Origin of the sequence: Shewanella olleyana (assembly GCF_023283825.1) — a bacterium.
Classification (GTDB): domain Bacteria; phylum Pseudomonadota; class Gammaproteobacteria; order Enterobacterales; family Shewanellaceae; genus Shewanella; species Shewanella olleyana.
Genome location: NZ_JAKILD010000006.1, coordinates 125,948 through 145,650, shown reverse-complemented (window position 1 = coordinate 145,650; position 19,703 = coordinate 125,948). Strand labels below are relative to the sequence as shown.

Here is a 19,703-nt window from a genome sequence, read left to right as displayed (position 1 = left end):
TATTGCAGTCTATACATTTACAGCAGAAAGTTGAGGATTGTCTACAGACTCGTCAGTACTTGGGCTGACGACTTTCTCATTAAGAAGACTGTTGTGCTCTAGGCTCTCGTCGTAAGCTTTACGGTAACCAATAAATTGGCCGTTATCTAAGATTTCCATACGTTTACTGTACACTTCGCCATCAAAGGTGCCAGTATTGGTTATGGATAGTTTTTCACAAGTGATATTGCCAGTCATTAAGCCAGATACAGTGGCTTCAACACAAACAACGCCACCCGTTACCACGCCAGAAGGTTCTACTGTTACATTGCCTGATGCACGTATTTCACCATTGATTTTACCAGCGATGAGTACATCTCCAGCCACTTTAATATTACCCGTTAATTCACAATCATTAGCGATGAAACTTAAGTTACTGCTAGGGCTTTTTTTACTAAACATGTAGGCTCTCTTTTTTCGCAAATTAGTCCACTATAAATAAGCGACCGAAATGGCTTTATTATAAAATTTAACAATTAATATAACGGCAAATAAAATCAAAAAAAACCATTATATTTTGACGCCAATGACTTTTTCTGGCGCAGCGCAGCAGAAATCACCACTATTCGCTGCTTTTTGACTCATTGATACTAATTGACACTGCAGGACAGGGCGACACGCAAGCTCCGCAACCTGTACATGCATCAATATCAACGATCGGCTTAGGGATTTGACCTACAGCCATTTTAAAACTGATAGCACCAGGATCGCAGGCATCTTTACAGCTTTGACACCAAACGCCTTTGTACGTTAAGCAAGTGTCGTTAACTACAGCTTTAATTGACCATGGCTGAGTTTGAGTTAGGTCGAAAATAGGCTCTTTACATACAGTGGCACATTGCTGACAAAAGGTGCACTCATCTTCTGTAAATTTAATTTCAGGAAAGCCACCATCGCCTTTAACGAGCACTTTGGTTTCACATGCATCTATGCAGGCATTACAGCGAGTACACTCGTCGGTAAACTCTATGTCTGTTTTTATCCATGGCGGTCTTTGAGCATCAAACTTTTTACGACGGAACAAATTTCTACGGCTGTGATTTATTGATTGGCTCATATGTTTTCCGGTGACACTGATGTATTAGCTGGACGATTATTTATACTGACAATTGTTTAAGTCGGCGGTTACTTAAACATGCTTATTGATTAAAGCCTGTTAGTCGTTATAGCCATTCGGGTTTTTAGACTGCCACAACCAACTACTTTCAACCATAGACTCAAGTGAGTGCACTGGGTGCCAATGTAGCTCTTCATAAGCAAGACTCGCGTCGGCAAAGTATGCTGCTAGATCGCCATCACGACGAGCGCTAAAGCGATAAGGAATTTGTTTTCCGCTGGCCTGTTCAAACGCTTTGATGATTTCTATGACGCTATAACCTCGACCTGTACCTAAGTTATAAGTCACGATACCTGGTCGCGTTGATAATTTCTGTAAAGCTTTTAGGTGGCCTTTGGCAAGGTCGACAACATGGATGTAATCTCTTACGCCTGTGCCATCGGGGGTCAAATAGTCATTGCCAAAAATCTGCAGCTCAGGCAGTTTTCCAACAGCAACTTGGCATATATAAGGCATTAAATTATTGGGCGTGTCGGTAGGATCTTCACCAATTAATCCACTTTCGTGAGCCCCTACAGGATTAAAATACCTTAGTACCGCAATATTCCACTGTTTATCAGCGATGTGTAAATCAGTTAATAATTGCTCAACCATTAACTTTGATTGCCCGTATGGGTTAGTCGCGCCAGTGGTGAAGTTTTCCCGAATGGGTAAGCTGTCAGGGATGCCGTAAACGGTTGCCGAAGAGCTAAAGACCAGCTCCTTTACACCGTGTTCATCCATGACTTGGCATAATATAATTGTGCCAGTGACATTGGTTTCATAATACTGCAAAGGCTTATCTACTGACTCACCGACTGCTTTTAACCCTGCAAAATGAATAACCGATTCAATTTGATGGTCAGTAAAAATTTTATGTAGCAACGCTTTGTTAAGCACACTTCCTTGATAAAAAACGCATGTTTTGTGGGTGATGTTTTCGATGCGCTTTAAAGCATTGACGTTAGCGTTAGAGAGGTTATCTAACACAATAACTTGCTGGTCGGCATTTAAAAGTTCAACAACAGTATGGCTTCCAATATATCCTGCACCGCCTGTTACTAAAATTGCCATGGCCTTTCCTTAACTAATTGCACTGAGCTTATTGCACTGAGCTTATTGTACTGAACTTATGGGCTTGATTATAACATTTGTTGTTTTTTATTAAATTTGTCCATAAATCTGCGCGTTAGTAATCGGTCAATCTTGACTAGTGCGGATAATCGTCAAACATTAACTACATTTTAATTTACTGATTTTAAAGATGATAAATCGTAAAGGATTCGCTTTGTAGTGAAAAGTTTACGTTTATCACTAGCACATGACATAAGAATAAACCTTGAGGTTGTTAACAAATTTAAAACCTTAGCACACTATGAAGGGAGAGAAGTTTACGTAAAGTGACACTTATGAGCAAAGCAACAAATTACACTGCAAAAATTCCTGACAGTCAGGGTTATATTCAATACGCAGATGAAGAACATGATGTGTGGCATGAGCTGTATCAACGCCAAGCGATCAATATGCCTGGCAGAGCTTGTGAAGCCTATATGAAAGGCTTAGATGCGTTGGCTATGCCAAGCAATCGGGTACCACAATTGAAAGAAATTGATAAAGTGCTAGTTGAAGCGACAGGCTGGAAAACCGAAGGCGTGCCTGCACTTATCTCATTTGGGAAGTTTTTCGAATTATTGGCGAATAAGCAGTTTCCTGTTGCCACATTCATTCGAACTAAAGAAGAATTTGATTACCTACAAGAGCCTGATATTTTTCACGAAATTTTTGGTCATTGTCCGTTATTAACCAATCCTTCTTTTGCACACTTTTCCCATATTTATGGGCAATTGGGACTTGCAGCCTCGAAAGAAGAAAGAGTTTATTTGGCTCGACTTTATTGGTTTACCGTAGAGTTTGGTTTAGTAAAAGGTGATGACGGTGAGTTGAATATTTATGGCGGTGGTATTTTAAGCTCGCCAGGAGAGACTTTATATGCATTAAGTGACGAGCCTGAACGTAAGCCCTTTGATTTAATTGAAGTATTAAGAACGCCATATCGCATCGACATCATGCAGCCAATTTATTATGTCATTGACAGTGTTGATTATCTTGATGAAATTGCCGAGATGGACATTATGGCTGCAGTGACAGAAGCACGTAAACTAGGCATGCTTGAACCTAAGTTCGCACCTAAAACGATTGCCAGCTAGCGTTAACGATAGTTAGCTAGTCTTAACAATAGTTAGCTAACAACATAAAATTTAAATAAAAATACAATATTATTCAGGAGTTGTTATGTCTGATTTATCAGAGTTGAAGTGTGAAGCTTGCCAAATTGATGCCCCAAAAGTGACTGAGCAAGAAATGATTGAGTTCAGCAAAATGGTTCCTGAGTGGCGTGTTGAGAATCGTGACGGAATCAACCAATTAGAGCGCGTTTATAAGTTTAAAAACTTTAAACTTGCCATGGTGTTTACTAATCAATTAGCTGAGCTGGCTGAAGCTGAGTTTCATCATCCAGGTATCTTAACTGAATGGGGCAAAGTGACTGTAACTTGGTGGTCACACTCAATTAAAGGCTTACATAAGAATGATTTCATCATGGCTGCGAAAACAGACCAGTTAATTGGTTAATCATCTTCAGTATTATTTTCAGCAGGTTACGTTAACGTAACCTGCTGCAATACTTCCTCTGTTACAATTCCACTGTAAACAACACTTGCCACACGCCTCATAACCTTTTAACGTATCGCTCACAAATTAAAGAAGGATGGTATTTCTCATTATTTTTTAATGAGTTTTTCATTAATCCTCGTATATTCCAGAAAAATGACTGATAGGGAATAGTTGTATATGCGTTTGGAAGTGAGCTGTTTAGATCGCATCGGCCTTGCGAAAGATATTCTCGAAGTATTAGAAAATTATGGCATTAATTTAATCGCGATTGATGCTAGTAATAAAGGTTTCTTATACCTGCAATTCGCTGAAATTGGTTTTGAAACCTTAAGCGAGTTAATGCCCCTCATCCGAAAAGTAGAAAGTGTACATGATGTTCGCACTGTGTCATTTATGCCGTCAGAACAAGAACATTATGCGTTAAAAACCTTGTTAAAAACCTTACCAGATTCGGTATTCTCTATTAATTCTAAAGGCCGCATACGTATTGTAAATGAGTCTGCGCTGCTGACATTAAACATGCATGAGCATGAAGTGATTGATGAGTCATTAAACCATTGGGTGCAAGGGTTTAACTTTTCTCGTTGGTTAACTGAAGCGCCTGTGCTTGCACAAGCCACTCGCGTTCAAATAGGCAGTAATGAATATTTGGCTGAAATGCTGCCAATTTATCTTCCTGATGAAAACAATGCCAGTATTCTTGCTGGTGCGGTGGTGTCTCTTAAATCTCCTGCAAGAGTCGGTAAGCAGTTTAATGCACTCCAGAACCAAACGACTGGTTTTGATAATGTGTTAGCTGTAAGCGACAAAATGAAAGATGTACTTAAACAAGCTAAGCGTATGGCTCAGCTTGATGCTCCGTTACTGATAACGGGCGAAACTGGTACAGGTAAAGAGTTAATGGCTAAAGCGAGCCATGATGCCAGCATGCGCCGCGAACATCCCTTTATTCCAATTAACTGCGCCGCGCTGCCTGACAGCGTTGCAGAAGAAGAGTTATTTGGTTTTGTTTCTAATGACGGCCAAGTGGTTAAACGTGGTTTGTTTGAAGAAGCAAAAGGTGGCACAGTCTTTTTAGATGAAATTGCTGAGATGTCAAAAGCTGCGCAAGTTAAGTTACTACGCTTATTGCAAGATGGCACTTTTAGACGCATTGGTGGTGATGAAGAAGTTCGCGCCGATGTACGAATAATTTGCTCAACCCAGAAAAACCTTGCTGAGCTTTGTCAGTCGGGCGAGTTTAGGGAAGATTTATATTATCGCATTCACGTATTGAGCTATCATATGCCGTCACTTCGTGAGCGCAAAGTGGATGTTATTCCACTGACTGAGATGTTTTTAGAACATTACAGTCAGCAGCTTTCAAGTCCGCTTCGTCGTATCTCTGCCAGTTGTCGTGATTACCTTTTCACTTATGCGTGGCCTGGTAATGTTCGTCAGTTAAAGAACGCTATTTTTAGAGCTGTCTCAATGTGGGACGGTTCTGCTGAATTAACTGTAGAGCAATTAAAGTTACCGTCTTATGCTGAAGGCTTCGGTTATTTTGATGAAGAGTTTGAAGGCAGCTTAGACCAAGCAATGAAAGAATATGAAGCCAGTTTGCTAAGGCGTTTGTATCCTGCATATCCAAGTACACGCCAGTTAGCAAAAAAGCTTGGGGTTTCCCATACGGCGATTGCCAATAAACTCAGAGATTACAAAATTACCAAGAAGCGCTAGGGCCTGTTAATCACGACGAGCACAAGAGTATTGGCATGAGCTAATTATACCTGTAACGATTTAATGCCAGCCATATGCTGGCATTGTCGTGTTTTTAACACGCATATTGGCTTAATTGCTAATATCTTGAGCAATGTATCAAAAGGTTTACAAAACCAAGGGTGCCTTGCAAAAGTGTGATTTGCCTCACGCTATATTAATTTGGCTAAGCTTAAGGTATTTCTAGCCTTAAGAAGGCTATTTTTGTTGATATTAACCTGTGAAGTGTCATGTTTCTCATTAATACAGTGAGCTATATAAAACTCGCTGGCTAACGCTGATGTCGAAGTATTAAACGCACTAAGCTGGGATGATAATTTAATTAATTTAATATCAACCTTATTTGTACCTATTTAGGAGTCAAAATGAAACTTGCAAGTTATAACAACGGTCGCCGTGATGGCCAACTGATGTTGGTTAGCAAAGATTTAACTAAAACCGTTGCAGTACCTGCTATTGCTAAGACAATGCAGCAATTACTTGATGCTTGGGACTTACTTAATCCTCAACTACAAGAGCTGTATGAAGCGTTAAATGCAGGTCAAATGGATAATGCAGTGGATTTTGACGAAGCACGTTGTTTATCACCGCTTCCTCGTGCTTATCAGTGGGCTGACGGTAGTGCTTATGTGAACCATGTTGAGTTAGTGCGTAAAGCTCGTGGCGCTGAAATGCCTGAAAGCTTTTGGACTGACCCATTAGTGTATCAAGGTGGTTCAGATTGCTTTATCGCGCCAAAAGCTGATATTGAAATGGCGAGCGAAGAGTACGGTATTGATTTCGAATCTGAAATTGCTGTTGTCACTGATGATGTGGCAATGGGCGTTGATTCTGAAAATGCGGCTAAGCACATTAAACTATTAATGCTAGTGAACGATGTGTCACTTCGTAACCTTATTCCTGGTGAGCTTGCTAAAGGTTTTGGCTTTTTCCAATCAAAGCCATCAAGTGCATTCTCTCCTGTGGCGATTACCCCTGATGAGTTAGGCGATAAATGGCAAGATTCTAAAGTGCATTTACCATTAGTGACTCATTTAAATGGTGAATTATTCGGTCGTCCAAATGCTGGTGTAGACATGACGTTCGATTTTAGTCAGCTAGTTGCACATGTGGCTAAAACTCGACCATTATGTGCTGGCGCTGTGATTGGCTCTGGTACTATTTCAAACTATGACCGCAGTGCTGGTTCTAGCTGCTTGGCTGAAAAACGTATGTTAGAAATCATTGCTGATGGCAAGCCTGCTACGCCATTTATGCGTTTTGGTGATACTGTACGCATTGAAATGTTCGATGAAAACGACAGCAGTATTTTTGGTTCGATTGATCAAAAAGTTGTCGAATACAAAGGTTAATTCCTCATATTAATGAAGGTATTAATTAATCAAAAGCAATAGCGCTGTGCGTTATTGCTTTTTTTATACCTAATAAAAACTGACTCAAGATGTAACAATTTTGCTCAACATTATTGCTTAATAAAGACCGATAAGGATATACAATGAAACTATATGGTTACTGGCGCTCAAGTGCAGCCTATAGAGTGCGTATAGCACTGAATTTAAAACTATTAAACGCAGAACAAGTCTCAGTTCATTTAGTGAAAAATGGTGGTGAGCAACACAGTGACATGTTTAGTCAGCTTAATCCTCAGCACTTGGTGCCAGCATTTATTGATGAAGATGAACAAGGAGAGTTTGCACTAACCCAATCATTGGCGATTCTTGAATATCTTGAAGAGCAATATCCACAGCAAGCGACTTTACCTGAGTCAGCAAAAGATAGAGCGATTGTGCGGGCAATGTCTCAAGCGATTGCGTGTGAAATTCATCCTCTGGATAATTTACGTGTTCTGCAATATTTAGTGAAAGAAATGGGCGTGGACGAAGAAGCAAAAATGAAATGGTATCACCATTGGATACACCTAGGCTTTAGTGCATTAGAAAAGCAATTAAGCACAACCTCTGGACAATTTTGTTTTGGCGACACTCCGACCATGGCTGATATTTGTCTTATTCCTCAGGTTTACAATGCCTATCGTTTTAACGTAGATATGGCGCAATATCCTCAGATTGTCAGAATTTGGGAGCAGTGTAATCAATTAGCTGCATTTGCTGATGCCGCGCCTGAAATGCAAGCAGATGCGAGTTAATCATTATTCTAAAGCCGTTTTTAATACTGTTAAAAGCAATTAGTTTAGCAAGCGTTAATATTTACATTTTATTGAGTGAAGCATGAAAGGTATTGTGATAGGTTTATTTGATAAGAAATAAAACCGTCATTGGCAGTGGTCGCTGTTAGCAATGGTAATGGCAATTGGCACTAATAAACAGTAGCAATGGCAGTAGGAATGGATAGTCGCAATGGAATATGAAGCTCGGTTAAAAGATTGGTTACTCAGTGATGAAATGCGTATGTCTGCGCTTAAGCTGACAGCGCAGTTTTTTGCTGAGAACGAAGTTGATGATTGGTATATTGCTGCTGGTTTTGTGCGTAATCTAGTGTGGGATAAGCTTCACGATTCGCCAGTATCTGTATTAGAGGATATTGATGTCATTTATTGGTGTCATGAAGAAACCAGTATTTACCGCGACAAATTAATTGAGCTTGCGTTATCTGAGCAGTCTAATTTGCCCTGGTCAGTTAAAAACCAAGCAAGAATGCATAAGAAAAACAACCATTCGGCATATTTATCTTGCCTTGATGCCATGTCTTACTGGCCAGAAAAGCAAACAGCGATAGCTGTAAAACTGGATGAAGAAGGGGAGTTAATTATCGATTCTGTTTTTGGCTTAGAAACCGTATTTGGCCTAACCGTTAATTACAACCCCAAAGCAGACGAGTCGGTATTTATGAAACGTGTTTCCAGTAAGCCTTGGTTCAACAACTATCCTAACTTGTCCTTAGAATTATAAAATCATTATCTAAGAGAAAGCATTTAGACGTTTTGAAACAGGATCTCTAAGGTGAAGGTAATCACCATTTGATTTAACCGTTCAGTATCGTCTTCTTTGGTCCAAGTGTATTCAGGTGTTCAGGTGTGATTGAAAAGTATAGCCACTCTCTAGCGTAATTTTGACGGTAGGTGAGACCGATGCTGGCTGCCTCAATATAGTGATATGGTTCAGTGACACCATTAATTCTGGCTTGATAACTGATGGCTTGATCATCACTGATATATTGATATAGCTGCAACCCTGTCCCTAAGTCCCAACCATTATCTTTGGTTTCATATTGAACAGCACTATTCCAGCGTAATAGAAACTCGTCATTAAACGCATGTTCAAAATCAAATTCGGATGTTTCACCTGTGACGCTTTTCTCTTGATAAAGCGTTTGAGTAAATCGCCATAAGGTATTTTGAGAGATGGGGTAGGTATAACGATAGCGCGCTTCAATTTTAGGTTTAAAGCTAGCTTTAATATTGAAGCTAGTCCTATCTTTTGCATACCAGTCATATCGTAAGCTGATATCTCGTTCATTGTCATCATCTGGCCTTTTGATGAACGAAAAGGGATCATCTTCGCCTGTTGAATCAAAGATAAGCTTTAGCTTTTTACTCATGCCAGGCAAGTTCAAATGAGCTTTAATGTTAGAACGATATTTAAAGCCTTCTTTTTCAAAATACGAAAAATCGTTATACCAACGAATAATCGTTCCGGCTCTAGCATCGTCTATAATTCGATCATCAGCAAAAAAGCTGTCGAACCAAATTGCGGGTTCACAGAATTTGGTGTTGAAGTAGGCAAATGTTTTGTCTATTGCTCTGTCTGATTGAGAGCGACTATAGCAAGGTGAGTTAACTGTTTCATTTTCAGTATCAGTATCAGTATCAGTTTCAACTTCTGGCTCAGCTTCTATTTTTGTCGCTTTTACATTAGCTATGTCTGTTTGCGTTTTTGCATCATAAGTATTTTGTACTTCTGAAGCATGAGTGTTGAACGTTATAACCAAGGCTGTCATAAACTGGAAAATTGTCCATAAGGTTGCATTTAATCTAGTTATCATTTGAAAAGAAAGCAGCCTCATATTATCCATATCATTTGTATCATAATCGTATCACTTTAATGTCTAAAAATATCACTATTGAGGAGGTAACTCCTCTTCCACAATTTGTATTTAATTACGTTGTTAGCTGTTATTTTTTTGTTAATTAACGAAGGTTGCGAAGAAATGATAATTAGCAGCGTTTTAACAGGTAATCGCTCAATAAGCCTGCTGCTTTTGACTTTAAACATCTATTTTTAAAGCATCTTAATCATAAGTTGATGGCTTTTTGTGATCAAGATCAAGTCGGTGGTCTACCTATTTGGTTGTAAGTGCTTTTATTGATCTATATCAATATTGTTACTGATACTTTCTGGCAGTGTAGCGCCAATTGTTAAATGTGTTTACGTAAAAGCACTAATTATGTTGCATACATGGAGTCGTCATAATGAATAAAAAACTAGCCCTTAGTCTTGTTGCTGCCAGCCTATTATCTGCAGGTGTTTCAACTACCGCATTCGCTCACCAAGCTGGTGATTTCATCGTTCGAGTGGGTGCTGCTGTTGTTGCGCCAAATGACTCAAGTCAGGATGTTAATACTCCTGATCTTGGAAATCTTGGCGAGTTTTCAGTTGATGACAATACACAAGTTGGATTGAATTTTGGCTATATGATTACTGATAATTGGGCTGTTGAATTGCTAGCTGCGACACCTTTTTCTCATGATATTTCGATAGCTGGTATGAAAGTGGCTGAGACCAAGCATTTACCACCTACCTTGGTAGCGCAATACTATTTTGGTAATGCGCAATCTAAATTACGCCCTTATATCGGTGTTGGTGTGAACTTTACAAACTTTTTCGATAATGAGATCACTAATGATGTAGGGGGCAGGCTTTCGGATTTAAGCTTATCTAATTCTTGGGGAGTCGCTGCTCAAGTTGGTCTAGATTACAATGTTAATGAAAACTGGTTAGTAAACGCGTCTGTTTGGTATGCACAGATTTCAACTGATGCAAGTTTCAATTATTCGCCAGAAGGTGGCGATGTTTCTGTACCTGTGACTATTGAAACTGATATTAACCCTTGGGTATATATGGTGAGTGTTGGTTATAAATTTTAAGCAGATTTACTACTGATACTGACCAATAAAAACAGGAGCTTATGCTCCTGTTTTTTTAATTAAAAATTAATCAAAAGTTACTTTTTCTTTTTTACTTTCCAATGACGTGTATTGTAAATAAATTCAGGTAAACCCATGGTAAGCCAAGCAACCAAACGCCAGCGCTTAGTGACGTAGACTTTTCGTTTTCCTTTTTGCATCGCTTTAATAATTTGATCTGCAACCTTAGGTAAAGGCGGCAACCATAATTTACTTTGTTGCATGGCGGCTTTATCCAATAAGCCTAATTGTATATCTGTGATGGTAATGGGTAGCTTTAAGCGCTGTGCATGCATGCTTAACCCTTCAAGGTAATTTTGCGCATAAGCTTTCGACGCATGATATGCCACGCTTGGTCCACCGCGTAATCCAGCAATCGAGTTAATGGCAGCAATTTGGCCGTAACCTTGCTCGCGCATCAAACGGAATGTCGTATTACAAATTGCGGTAAAGCCACTCACGTTCACATCAATAATATCTTGTTCTAATTGCCATGGAAGTGATTCGTGATAACCATTTAGCCCGGTATTCACTAAAACAAGATGAGCTCCATCCATACTGAGCCAAACCTTTTCTAGTTGGCTGATAATTGCAGCAGGATTTTCAATATCGAGTGGCAAAACATCAACTTTAATAGGAAGTTGCTCGGCAAACTCCTTCATGTCATCAGGGTTTTGAACAAATAGCACCAAAGAAACCTTTTGCTGAGCTAATTTAGTCGCGATTTCTTTACTAAGGTGTGAGCTAGCGCCCACTATAATTGCGTTTGCTTGTGTCATGCGCTTTATGGCTTTGAAATGATGGCCTATGATAAAAACAACTGCTTTCGATAACAAGTAAGAATATTATTCAAGTGAGACGTATAGACTTCTAGAAGTCTTAATGTATGATAAGGAAATTGATTATGGGTAAAACGATGAAACACACACTAAACAAGTTATTAATGCCGTTTGTGCTAGCTGTGGCGTTAGTCGCTGCGCTGGGGGGATGCGCTTCACAAAGCGATCTTGTGACTATTTCGGGTGATGTTATGTACCGCGAACGTATTGCATTACCTGCAGATGCGGTCATTAAAGTGCAATTGAAAGATGTCTCACTGCAAGACACTAAAGCGATTGTGATGGCTGAAATGATGACTGATAACGTGAAGACACCCCATGCATTCGAGTTTCAATTAGCCAGAGATCAGTTTCAATCAGGCCATACTTATGCCGTTGGTGCCCGAATTGAAGTCGATGGCAAGTTATGGTTTATCAATACTCAGTCTTACATTGTAAATATTGACGCAACTGAACCCGTCAATGTGCTCGTCAACAAGGTCGGTGGATAATCATTTCATACTAGGGCAAGTTCAGCCCGAAGGAAGTGATTGATAGCACCGAAAATTTTTAGATTAAAAGGTGCCTTTAATGCCGGTTAGAATTCCAGATAATTTACCCGCTGCAGAAATTTTAGAATCAGAGAATATCTTCGTGATGTCCGAAACTCGGGCAGCAAATCAAGATATTCGACCTATGCGGGTACTTATTTTGAATCTTATGCCAAATAAGATTGAAACCGAAACTCAATTATTACGTTTATTGGGTAACACCCCGCTGCAAGTCGATGTTGATTTGCTTCGTATTCACGATAAAGCCTCAAAACATACTTCTATTGATCATATGAATACTTTCTATCGCGATTTTGAAGCGGTAAAAAGTAAAAATTATGATGGACTCATTATCACTGGTGCGCCGTTAGGCCAGCTGGATTTTGAAGATGTTGTCTATTGGGAACATATTAAAGAAATCATTGATTGGTCCCAGCATCACGTCACTTCAGTATTATTTTTGTGTTGGGCAGCTCATGCCGGGTTATTCCACCTATATGATTTACATCGTAAATTATTAGATGAAAAACGCTCAGGGGTATTTTGCCACCGACGCTCAGCTAAACCACACCCGTTATTACGCGGTTTTGATGATGAGTTTTTTGCGCCGCACTCGCGTTTTGCTGAAATGAATATTGAAGATATAAAACAACATCCTGATCTTGAAGTACTTGCAGAGTCAGACCAAGCAGGTGCCTATATTGTATTAAGTCGCAATAGCCGAAACTTATTTGTGATGGGACATCCTGAGTATCAAAAGTCGACATTGAAAGATGAATACCAGCGAGATCTTGAACAAGGACTGAATCCTTCTGTACCCAGCCATTATTTTAGAAATGATGATCCAAGCCAAGAAGCAATTGCAAGGTGGCATAGCCACGGCAGTTTACTCGTGAGCAACTGGCTAAACTATTATGTTTATCAGCTAACACCGTATGACTTATCAGATATGAGTGGCAGAACGCCATGGGAATCTGAGAGTTAAGTAAACCTAATTCATATTATTTAAACACTATTCTGAGCCATTTAGTCTAACTAAATGGCTCTTTTGATTATGATATATAATATCAAAATACCCATAGGAATTAGATATTAAGCTCGAAATAATACTTGGGCATGAAATGTTATCTCTGGTATGTCGCCCATGAGTTTCTTCGGTTAGGATTTTTGAATACTTAGTTAACGTAGCCGAGTCTTTCTGAGTAGAAAATTTCAAACGGAACTGAATTTCACATGAGGGTATTCAATTGAATAACACAAAATTTATCCCACTAGCCTTGGCTATTGCTGGGCTCTCAGTAAGCTTGCAGGCAGCAGAGCATGCTCATATACCACAAACTGGTGCTTTTGATTTGGTGATTGCTGATGAGCAAAAACTAATTCAAATGCTCAAAAACTCGGGCAAGATATCACAATCAGCGAGTTTACAAGAAGCTGAATCAGCATTGAAAGTGTATTTGAAAAAACGACAAGCTGAAGCAGTAATTAACGCAGCGGCTCAAGATGCAGAAGTCACTAGTCATTACTCGATGACAAGTAGCATCAAAAGTAAATCAAAAATGGAGCGACGTCATCAAGCTTCAAAGGGCAGTTTAACAGGCCGATCTATTCGAAACAGTCCAGCTAATGTTGAAGAAGAGCTTTATGATGGCCCGACCCGTGAAGCTAGAGTGCTTGCAATCCTGATGGAGTTTCCTGATTTTGTGCATAATTCAATATTGCCTGAAGAGTCAGGCATGTATTACGAAGATTATAATCAAGACCATTACCGTCAAATTCTATTTGGAGATGATGGTTGGGTTGCACCCAATGGCCATCATTCCAATTCTTTTAGACAGTTCTATGAAAAACAGTCAGGCGACAGTTACACCGTGACCGGTGATGTAGCAGGTTGGTACATGGCGACTATGCCTGCTGCGTTTTATGGTAATAATGTTGATGGTGATGCACGTAGTTTAATCCGTGAGGCATTAACTGCCGCATCGTTAGATCCTACGTTAGATTTAAGTCAGTTTGATATTGAAGATCGCTACGATCTTGATGGTGACGGAAACTATTGGGAGCCAGACGGATTAGTTGATCACGTAATGGTATTTCACTCCGCAGTCGGTGAGGAAGCGGGTGGAGGACAAGTGGGAGAAGACGCTATTTGGTCACATCGCTGGAACCTAGGTGGTGTATATGGCATTCCTGGCTCGTCTACTGATATCCCATATTGGGGCGGTGTGATGGGGGCATATGATTATACCATTGCACCTATTGATAGCGCTGTAGGGGTTATTAGTCATGAATACGGTCATGACCTAGGGTTACCAGATGAATATGATACCCAGTACACAGGTCAAGGTGAGCCAGTATCCATGTGGTCTGTTATGTCTTCAGGTAGTTGGGCTGGCGAGATTGGTGGTACAGAGCCCGTAGGTTTCAGTCCGTTTGCCAGAGAATTCCTTCAAGCTTCATTAGGGGGGAATTGGCAACATGGTGCGATAGTTAATTTCGATGATATTCCACGCCGTGGTGTCGTTGGCTTGCTAGATCAAGCGTCAAGTAAGGGAACAAATCACGATGTGATAAAAATTGCCCTTCCTAATAAGGTTAGGGTTATTACTGAACCAACAAGTGGTGAATACGCTTACTTCAGTGGCTCGGGAAATGACTTACAAAATGTGATGGGAGTCGCTGTCGATTTATCTGATGCAACGACAGCCGCGATTAATTTCCAGACATGGTATGACATAGAAACTGACTGGGATTATGCATATGTAATGGCTGTTGGAGACTTTGGACAAGTGATGCTGGAAAGTACTATCACCTCTACCACTAATCCAAATGGTACCAATTTAGGTAATGGTATTACGGGAAGTTCTTCTGGTTGGATTAATGCAGAGTTTGACTTAACTTCTCTTGCTGGTAATGCGTTTAACCTTTATGTGATGTATCAAACCGATGAAGCCGTGTCTAATCCAGGGATGTACATTGATGATATCCAGTTGGTTATAGATGAAGTTGAAAGCTTTACTGCCAATGCTGATTCTTCTCCTGAAAACATGATGCTTGGCGGCTTTGAAGTATCGGCTGGAACCTCTGAAACTGAGCATTATTACTTGGTTGAGTGGCGAACCCACCATGGTGTAGATAGTGGTTTAGCGCATATCAATGTGGGCGGCCAACCAATGACCTACGAGAAAGGCATGCTCATTTGGTATGTTGATAACCAATACTCTGACAATTGGGTCGGGATTCATCCTGGGGATGGCTTCTTAGGAGTCGTGGATGCAGATCAAAATACCTTGTCTTGGAGTAATGGCAACATAGCGACGACTCGTTATCAAATTCACGATGCGACGTTCAGAATAGATAGACCTGAAAAAATGTTTATCGACTTATCTGAACAATACGGTATCACTATGTATGACAACCGCACTCGTGCACAACGCACATTTAGAGATTCACGAGATTACACAGGTGGGGGGTTACCAGATGCAGGACGTAATATTCCTGAATATGGTTTAACCATTCGCTTAATTAATCAAAGTGAAGACAGAAGTGTAGGCGCTGTGATGATTACTAAATAATGTTATGACGTGAAAACGAATTAAATCTGTTAAAAAGCGCTGATATCAGCGCTTTTTTTATTTGATTTTTACAATCGCAATTTGGTGTTATCTGTCGCATTTATCCTTATTCTAGGAGAGTTAAATGATATATTGCTAGACACTAGATGTTATGACTAATGACAGATGTGAAAAGTTTGGCTTTATTCTAAGGTTAGTTTCTGATTTATCTTGGTTTTTCGTACAAGGTTACTATTGTTGGTATAATGTTAAGGCTAACTTGGCTTAAATAGGATACTCAGTGACTTCTTATTCTTTCATTAATAATCGAAATGCTTTTATTATTGCGCTATTGAGCTGCATGGCGTTGAGCTGTCTAGTATTTGCAGGTGATGCTCAAGCTACTGAAGTTTTAGTGGACACAGAAGTTGAGGGAAAGAGTGAAGTTAGAATTGAAGATAAACTCGAAAAGAATATCGAACTATTTAAACTCAAGTTATCTTTGATTGAAGTGACAGATGCGCGTTTAACTTTTTTATTAGATCAAAAAGCGAAAATTGCTGGTTGGAGCATACAAGAACAAGCTAAGTTTTATCATTTGTTAGCGATCGAGCAAGAAGCAATGGAGCAATTGGATAATGCTTATGCAAGCTACAATGATGCTATTGCGATACTTGAAGCTCAACCTATCTCGGATATGCTGGTTATAAGTTATATTGAACGTTCTTATATCACTTATTTGCAAACAAACTCCAAAGCAGGATATTGCCCCGACCGTGAGCATGCATTAACTCTTGCTCGCCAATTAAACTCTCCAGATATACTCGTTAAAGCTCTGACTCAAAGTGCATTTTGTTTTGCCGATGTGGATTTATTCGAAGAAGGCCTGAGCCGTTTAGAGGAAGCGTTACTGTTAGCCAGAAAACATCAATTTACTGCCAACAGACAAGCCATGATTTATAACTCAACGGGTGCGATTTATCGTTCAAATGGCTTGCACAAATACGCGTATGAATATTTCCATGAAGCTTACAATTTATGGCGTTCAGTCAATGACTATCAAGATATGTTTAACATGCTTCACAATATGGTGGGCGAGTCGATCAAAGTATCGGACTGGAGAACGGCCGAAATTAATGTTGCTGCTTTATTTGAGTTAGCTGAGCAACACCCAGAGTTTAATGACTTTTTGTTTTTTGCTCATAGTAATGCCGGTAGAAATCAGTTTTTTCAACAGAACTTTGAACAAGCTATCGAGCATTTAGAAGCGGCATTACGGATAAAAGATTCCACCAAAGAAGTTTATTTTATCAATTTGATTTATGGCTATTTATCGCTGAGCTATATGCAACAAAGTCATGCTGATAAAGCTTTTGAAATGGCATCTTTGTTTATAAACTCTAACAGTTATCAGTCGAGCCCAATGTTTTTAAAAACATCAGTATTGGCATTAGAAAAGTTTGCGAAGCAGGACTATCAAGACAGTTTTAACCTGTTACTCAAAAGCTTGGGCAATGAACGTAAAACCTATGCTTCAATGATGGATAAAGATGTGATCTATTCATCACTTGAGCACAGTGCAAAAGTAGCGGAATACGAGATACAAATTCTTGAGAACCAACTAGCAATAAACTTATTAAAACTGAAATCTGAAACCGATAAACAACAAATTTCCACCTTGAGTTTATTAGTTACAGCGCTAATAATTGCTGTGCTATTAGTGATTATGGCTTTTTTAATTCAATCACGTCGCTTCTTTAAACGCCGTTCTCAAACTGATTATATGACGGGGATCTCTAATCGACGCTACACCATGGAGCAGGGGAGTAAGTTATTTGCGGCTGCCAAAAAGCGCAATGAAGCTCTGGCGGTGATTATTTTTGATATTGATAAGTTTAAAACGATTAATGACACATATGGACATGCTATTGGCGATCTTGCGATTAAAGCAACAGCTAGTAAAGCTCGCAATTGGTTTAAAAAGAGTGACATTCTTGGGCGTATCGGTGGTGAAGAGTTCTTACTTATTTTGCCTAATACTGATTTAGAGCAAGCAGTAGAGATTGCTGAGCGATTGCGCTTAAGTATTGAGCAACATCAATTTAGTTTTAATGATATAAAACTACAATTTACAGTAAGTCTCGGTGTTAGCGTTAGACACACCGAAACTGGCAGTTTAGCCGATATGATTAAGTGCGCTGATACAGGCTTATATAAAGCTAAAAATAGCGGCCGTAATCAGGTCTTCTCAGCATGAGAGACTCTTTCGACTAAGGACGTCTTTGCATAATACGATAAGCACCTCGCCAGTTTTTATCGGATACGTGCTTATGTCACCCAATACTGATACTCATAGGCCAGAGTAATCACTTAAAACTATTCAGCAATCATCATTTCCCTGTCACCAGCCACTCAAAAAAAGGCAATAGCCATTAAACATGGGTTATTGTAAGTCGCTCCCTAAGTATATTAATACTGGTCAAAGATCTGCCAGTGATAAAGTCAAATATAGCCTTGTTTGATAATAGATATTATCTATATTTCAGTCACTTAACCTTCATGTAAATTTTCAATGACAGCGTTTTAAAAATCTTAATGTGAATTTAACTGATTTTTCTTGCTTTACGTTAGCGTAAACGTCACAGTGTGATTATTGAACTAGATCACATTTTACTGTGTATTAATCTCGGCCAAGTTTAAAGCCGGTTTACAGCGGAGAAGTTATGAGCACTACATCACCACAAGATATCGTTATCGTTGCAGCAAAACGTACCCCAATGGGTGGATTTCAAGGCGCACTATCAGCCGTGGCATCACCAACATTGGCAGCAACAGCGATAAAGGGCTTAGTTGAACAAACTAATATCGATACCCAACAGATTGATGAAGTGTTAATGGGCTGCGTATTGCCTGCAGGTTTAGGTCAAGCTCCTGCACGTCAAGCTAGTATTGGAGCTGATTTACCACTGAGCGTAGGAGCAACTACAGTAAATAAAGTCTGTGGTTCAGGCATGAAAACAGTGATGCTCGGGCACGACTTAATCAAAGCGGGTTCAAGTGAAGTGGTTATTGCTGGTGGTATGGAAAGTATGACCCAAGCGCCATATCTTTTAGATAAAGCCCGTGGCGGCATGCGTATGGGACACGGCAAAGTACTCGATCACATGTTTCTTGATGGCCTTGAAGACGCATACACTGGCGGTGCAATGGGCACATTTGCTCAAAAGACCGCAGATGATTTTGGTTTAACTCGTGAAGGCATGGATCAATTTGCCTTAAATTCACTTGAAAAAGCCAATGCAGCTATCAACTCAGGTGCATTCAAACAAGAAGTGGTTCCTGTGACTATTTCTAGTCGCCGTGGTGATGTCACCATCGATACCGATGAACAACCTGGTAATGCTCGCCCTGAAAAAATTCCAGCTTTACGTCCTGCATTTGCTAAAGATGGCACCATCACTGCTGCAAACTCAAGCTCTATTTCTGATGGCGCAGCTGCATTAATGCTGATGAGCCGTGAAAAGGCTGAGACTTTAGGGCTAGAAGTGATGGCAACTATTAAAGGCCATACCACTCATTCTCAAGAACCATCAATGTTCACCACTGCGCCAGTGGGTGCGATGAACAAACTCTTCGACAAAGTGAATTGGTCAAAAGCCGACGTTGATTTATTTGAAATTAACGAAGCGTTCGCCATGGTGACTATGTTGGCGATTAGCGAATTACAGCTTGATGAAACCAAAGTGAATATTAATGGTGGCGCGTGTGCACTGGGCCATCCTATCGGCTGTTCTGGCGCGCGTGTGCTTGTGACACTCATTCATGCCCTTAAAGCGAAAGGCTTATCGAAAGGGGTTGCATCACTGTGTATCGGTGGTGGTGAAGCGACTGCAATGGCTATTGAAGTTTAATCAGTCTCGAAATTTTATAAGCAATATCAACAGCAAAAGCTGTAACTCAACAAGACACAAGTACCAAAACGAGTACTGGACTAGCTAGGCAATTAATAGCCACATAAAAAGCAGCCAGTACTTAACTTATACCAGTACTTTACTAATAGATGAGCTTTGG

17 protein-coding genes are annotated in these 19,703 nt (G+C 39.9%); 12 read left to right on the top strand and 5 right to left on the bottom strand.

All coding sequences use genetic code 11. From position 1 onward, the window contains the following. Positions 1 to 9: 9 nt before the first annotated feature. The 3 genes from L2735_RS06285 to galE form a co-directional block, all read right to left on the bottom strand. Positions 10 to 441, bottom strand: a complete 432-nt coding sequence (locus tag L2735_RS06285; protein ID WP_248983889.1) for a bactofilin family protein — start codon at positions 439 to 441, stop codon at positions 10 to 12. A 160-nt stretch (positions 442 to 601) separates the two neighbouring features. Further along, on the bottom strand, positions 602 to 1,096 hold the full coding sequence (gene napF, locus L2735_RS06280; protein ID WP_248983888.1) for a ferredoxin-type protein NapF: 495 nt from the start codon (positions 1,094 to 1,096) through the stop codon (positions 602 to 604). Positions 1,097 to 1,195: 99 nt separating this feature from the next. Further along, positions 1,196 to 2,209 carry a UDP-glucose 4-epimerase GalE gene (gene galE / locus L2735_RS06275; protein WP_248983887.1) on the bottom strand — a complete coding sequence of 338 codons (1,014 nt, stop codon included), beginning with the start codon at positions 2,207 to 2,209 and terminating at the stop codon, positions 1,196 to 1,198. 335 nt (positions 2,210 to 2,544) lie between these two features. On the opposite strand from galE, the gene phhA reads away from it, so the two are divergent. The 6 genes from phhA to L2735_RS06245 all read left to right on the top strand — a co-directional run bounded on the left by phhA (position 2,545) and on the right by L2735_RS06245 (position 8,475). Continuing rightward, positions 2,545 to 3,342, top strand: coding sequence for a phenylalanine 4-monooxygenase (gene phhA / locus L2735_RS06270; protein WP_248983886.1), 798 nt, complete (start codon positions 2,545 to 2,547; stop codon positions 3,340 to 3,342). An 85-nt stretch (positions 3,343 to 3,427) separates the two neighbouring features. Continuing rightward, positions 3,428 to 3,766 (top strand): 4a-hydroxytetrahydrobiopterin dehydratase, encoded by a 339-nt coding sequence (locus L2735_RS06265; RefSeq protein WP_248983885.1) that lies wholly within the window; start codon positions 3,428 to 3,430, stop codon positions 3,764 to 3,766. Between the two features lie 219 nt (positions 3,767 to 3,985). Continuing rightward, a complete protein-coding gene (gene tyrR, locus L2735_RS06260) occupies positions 3,986 to 5,527 on the top strand; it encodes a transcriptional regulator TyrR (protein ID WP_153916809.1) in 1,542 nt (513 codons plus the stop codon). A gap of 404 nt (positions 5,528 to 5,931) precedes the next feature. After that, positions 5,932 to 6,918 (top strand): fumarylacetoacetate hydrolase family protein, encoded by a 987-nt coding sequence (locus L2735_RS06255; protein ID WP_248983884.1) that lies wholly within the window; start codon positions 5,932 to 5,934, stop codon positions 6,916 to 6,918. 143 nt (positions 6,919 to 7,061) lie between these two features. Beyond that, positions 7,062 to 7,712, top strand: a complete 651-nt coding sequence (gene maiA, locus L2735_RS06250; protein ID WP_248983883.1) for a maleylacetoacetate isomerase — start codon at positions 7,062 to 7,064, stop codon at positions 7,710 to 7,712. A gap of 211 nt (positions 7,713 to 7,923) precedes the next feature. Then, positions 7,924 to 8,475, top strand: a complete 552-nt coding sequence (locus tag L2735_RS06245; RefSeq protein WP_248983882.1) for a nucleotidyltransferase family protein — start codon at positions 7,924 to 7,926, stop codon at positions 8,473 to 8,475. 73 nt (positions 8,476 to 8,548) lie between these two features. On the opposite strand, the gene L2735_RS06240 is transcribed toward L2735_RS06245, so the two are convergent. After that, on the bottom strand, positions 8,549 to 9,523 hold the full coding sequence (locus tag L2735_RS06240; protein WP_248983881.1) for a hypothetical protein: 975 nt from the start codon (positions 9,521 to 9,523) through the stop codon (positions 8,549 to 8,551). A gap of 472 nt (positions 9,524 to 9,995) precedes the next feature. Here L2735_RS06240 and ompW point away from each other — a divergent pair, with 472 nt between their 5' ends. After that, complete coding sequence (ompW, locus tag L2735_RS06235) at positions 9,996 to 10,670, top strand: outer membrane protein OmpW (protein WP_248983880.1); 675 nt, start codon at positions 9,996 to 9,998, stop codon at positions 10,668 to 10,670. 77 nt (positions 10,671 to 10,747) lie between these two features. On the opposite strand, the gene L2735_RS06230 is transcribed toward ompW, so the two are convergent. Beyond that, positions 10,748 to 11,488: an SDR family NAD(P)-dependent oxidoreductase gene (locus tag L2735_RS06230; RefSeq protein ID WP_248983879.1), complete on the bottom strand. Its 741-nt coding sequence runs from the start codon at positions 11,486 to 11,488 to the stop codon at positions 10,748 to 10,750. A 125-nt stretch (positions 11,489 to 11,613) separates the two neighbouring features. On the opposite strand from L2735_RS06230, the gene L2735_RS06225 reads away from it, so the two are divergent. From L2735_RS06225 to L2735_RS06205, 5 genes are all read left to right on the top strand, one after another. Continuing rightward, on the top strand, positions 11,614 to 12,039 hold the full coding sequence (locus tag L2735_RS06225) for a YbaY family lipoprotein (RefSeq protein WP_248983878.1): 426 nt from the start codon (positions 11,614 to 11,616) through the stop codon (positions 12,037 to 12,039). 79 nt (positions 12,040 to 12,118) lie between these two features. After that, the gene (gene metA, locus L2735_RS06220; RefSeq protein ID WP_248983877.1) at positions 12,119 to 13,063 is read left to right on the top strand and encodes a homoserine O-acetyltransferase MetA; all 945 of its coding nucleotides are present in this window, start codon (positions 12,119 to 12,121) and stop codon (positions 13,061 to 13,063) included. Between the two features lie 262 nt (positions 13,064 to 13,325). Further along, positions 13,326 to 15,653 (top strand): immune inhibitor A domain-containing protein, encoded by a 2,328-nt coding sequence (locus tag L2735_RS06215; protein ID WP_248983876.1) that lies wholly within the window; start codon positions 13,326 to 13,328, stop codon positions 15,651 to 15,653. Positions 15,654 to 15,933: 280 nt separating this feature from the next. Further along, complete coding sequence (locus L2735_RS20090; RefSeq protein WP_248983875.1) at positions 15,934 to 17,889, top strand: GGDEF domain-containing protein; 1,956 nt, start codon at positions 15,934 to 15,936, stop codon at positions 17,887 to 17,889. 466 nt (positions 17,890 to 18,355) lie between these two features. Next, entirely contained in the window at positions 18,356 to 19,543 is a 1,188-nt protein-coding gene (locus L2735_RS06205) for a thiolase family protein (RefSeq protein WP_248983874.1), read from the top strand. Positions 19,544 to 19,703: the final 160 nt, after the last annotated feature.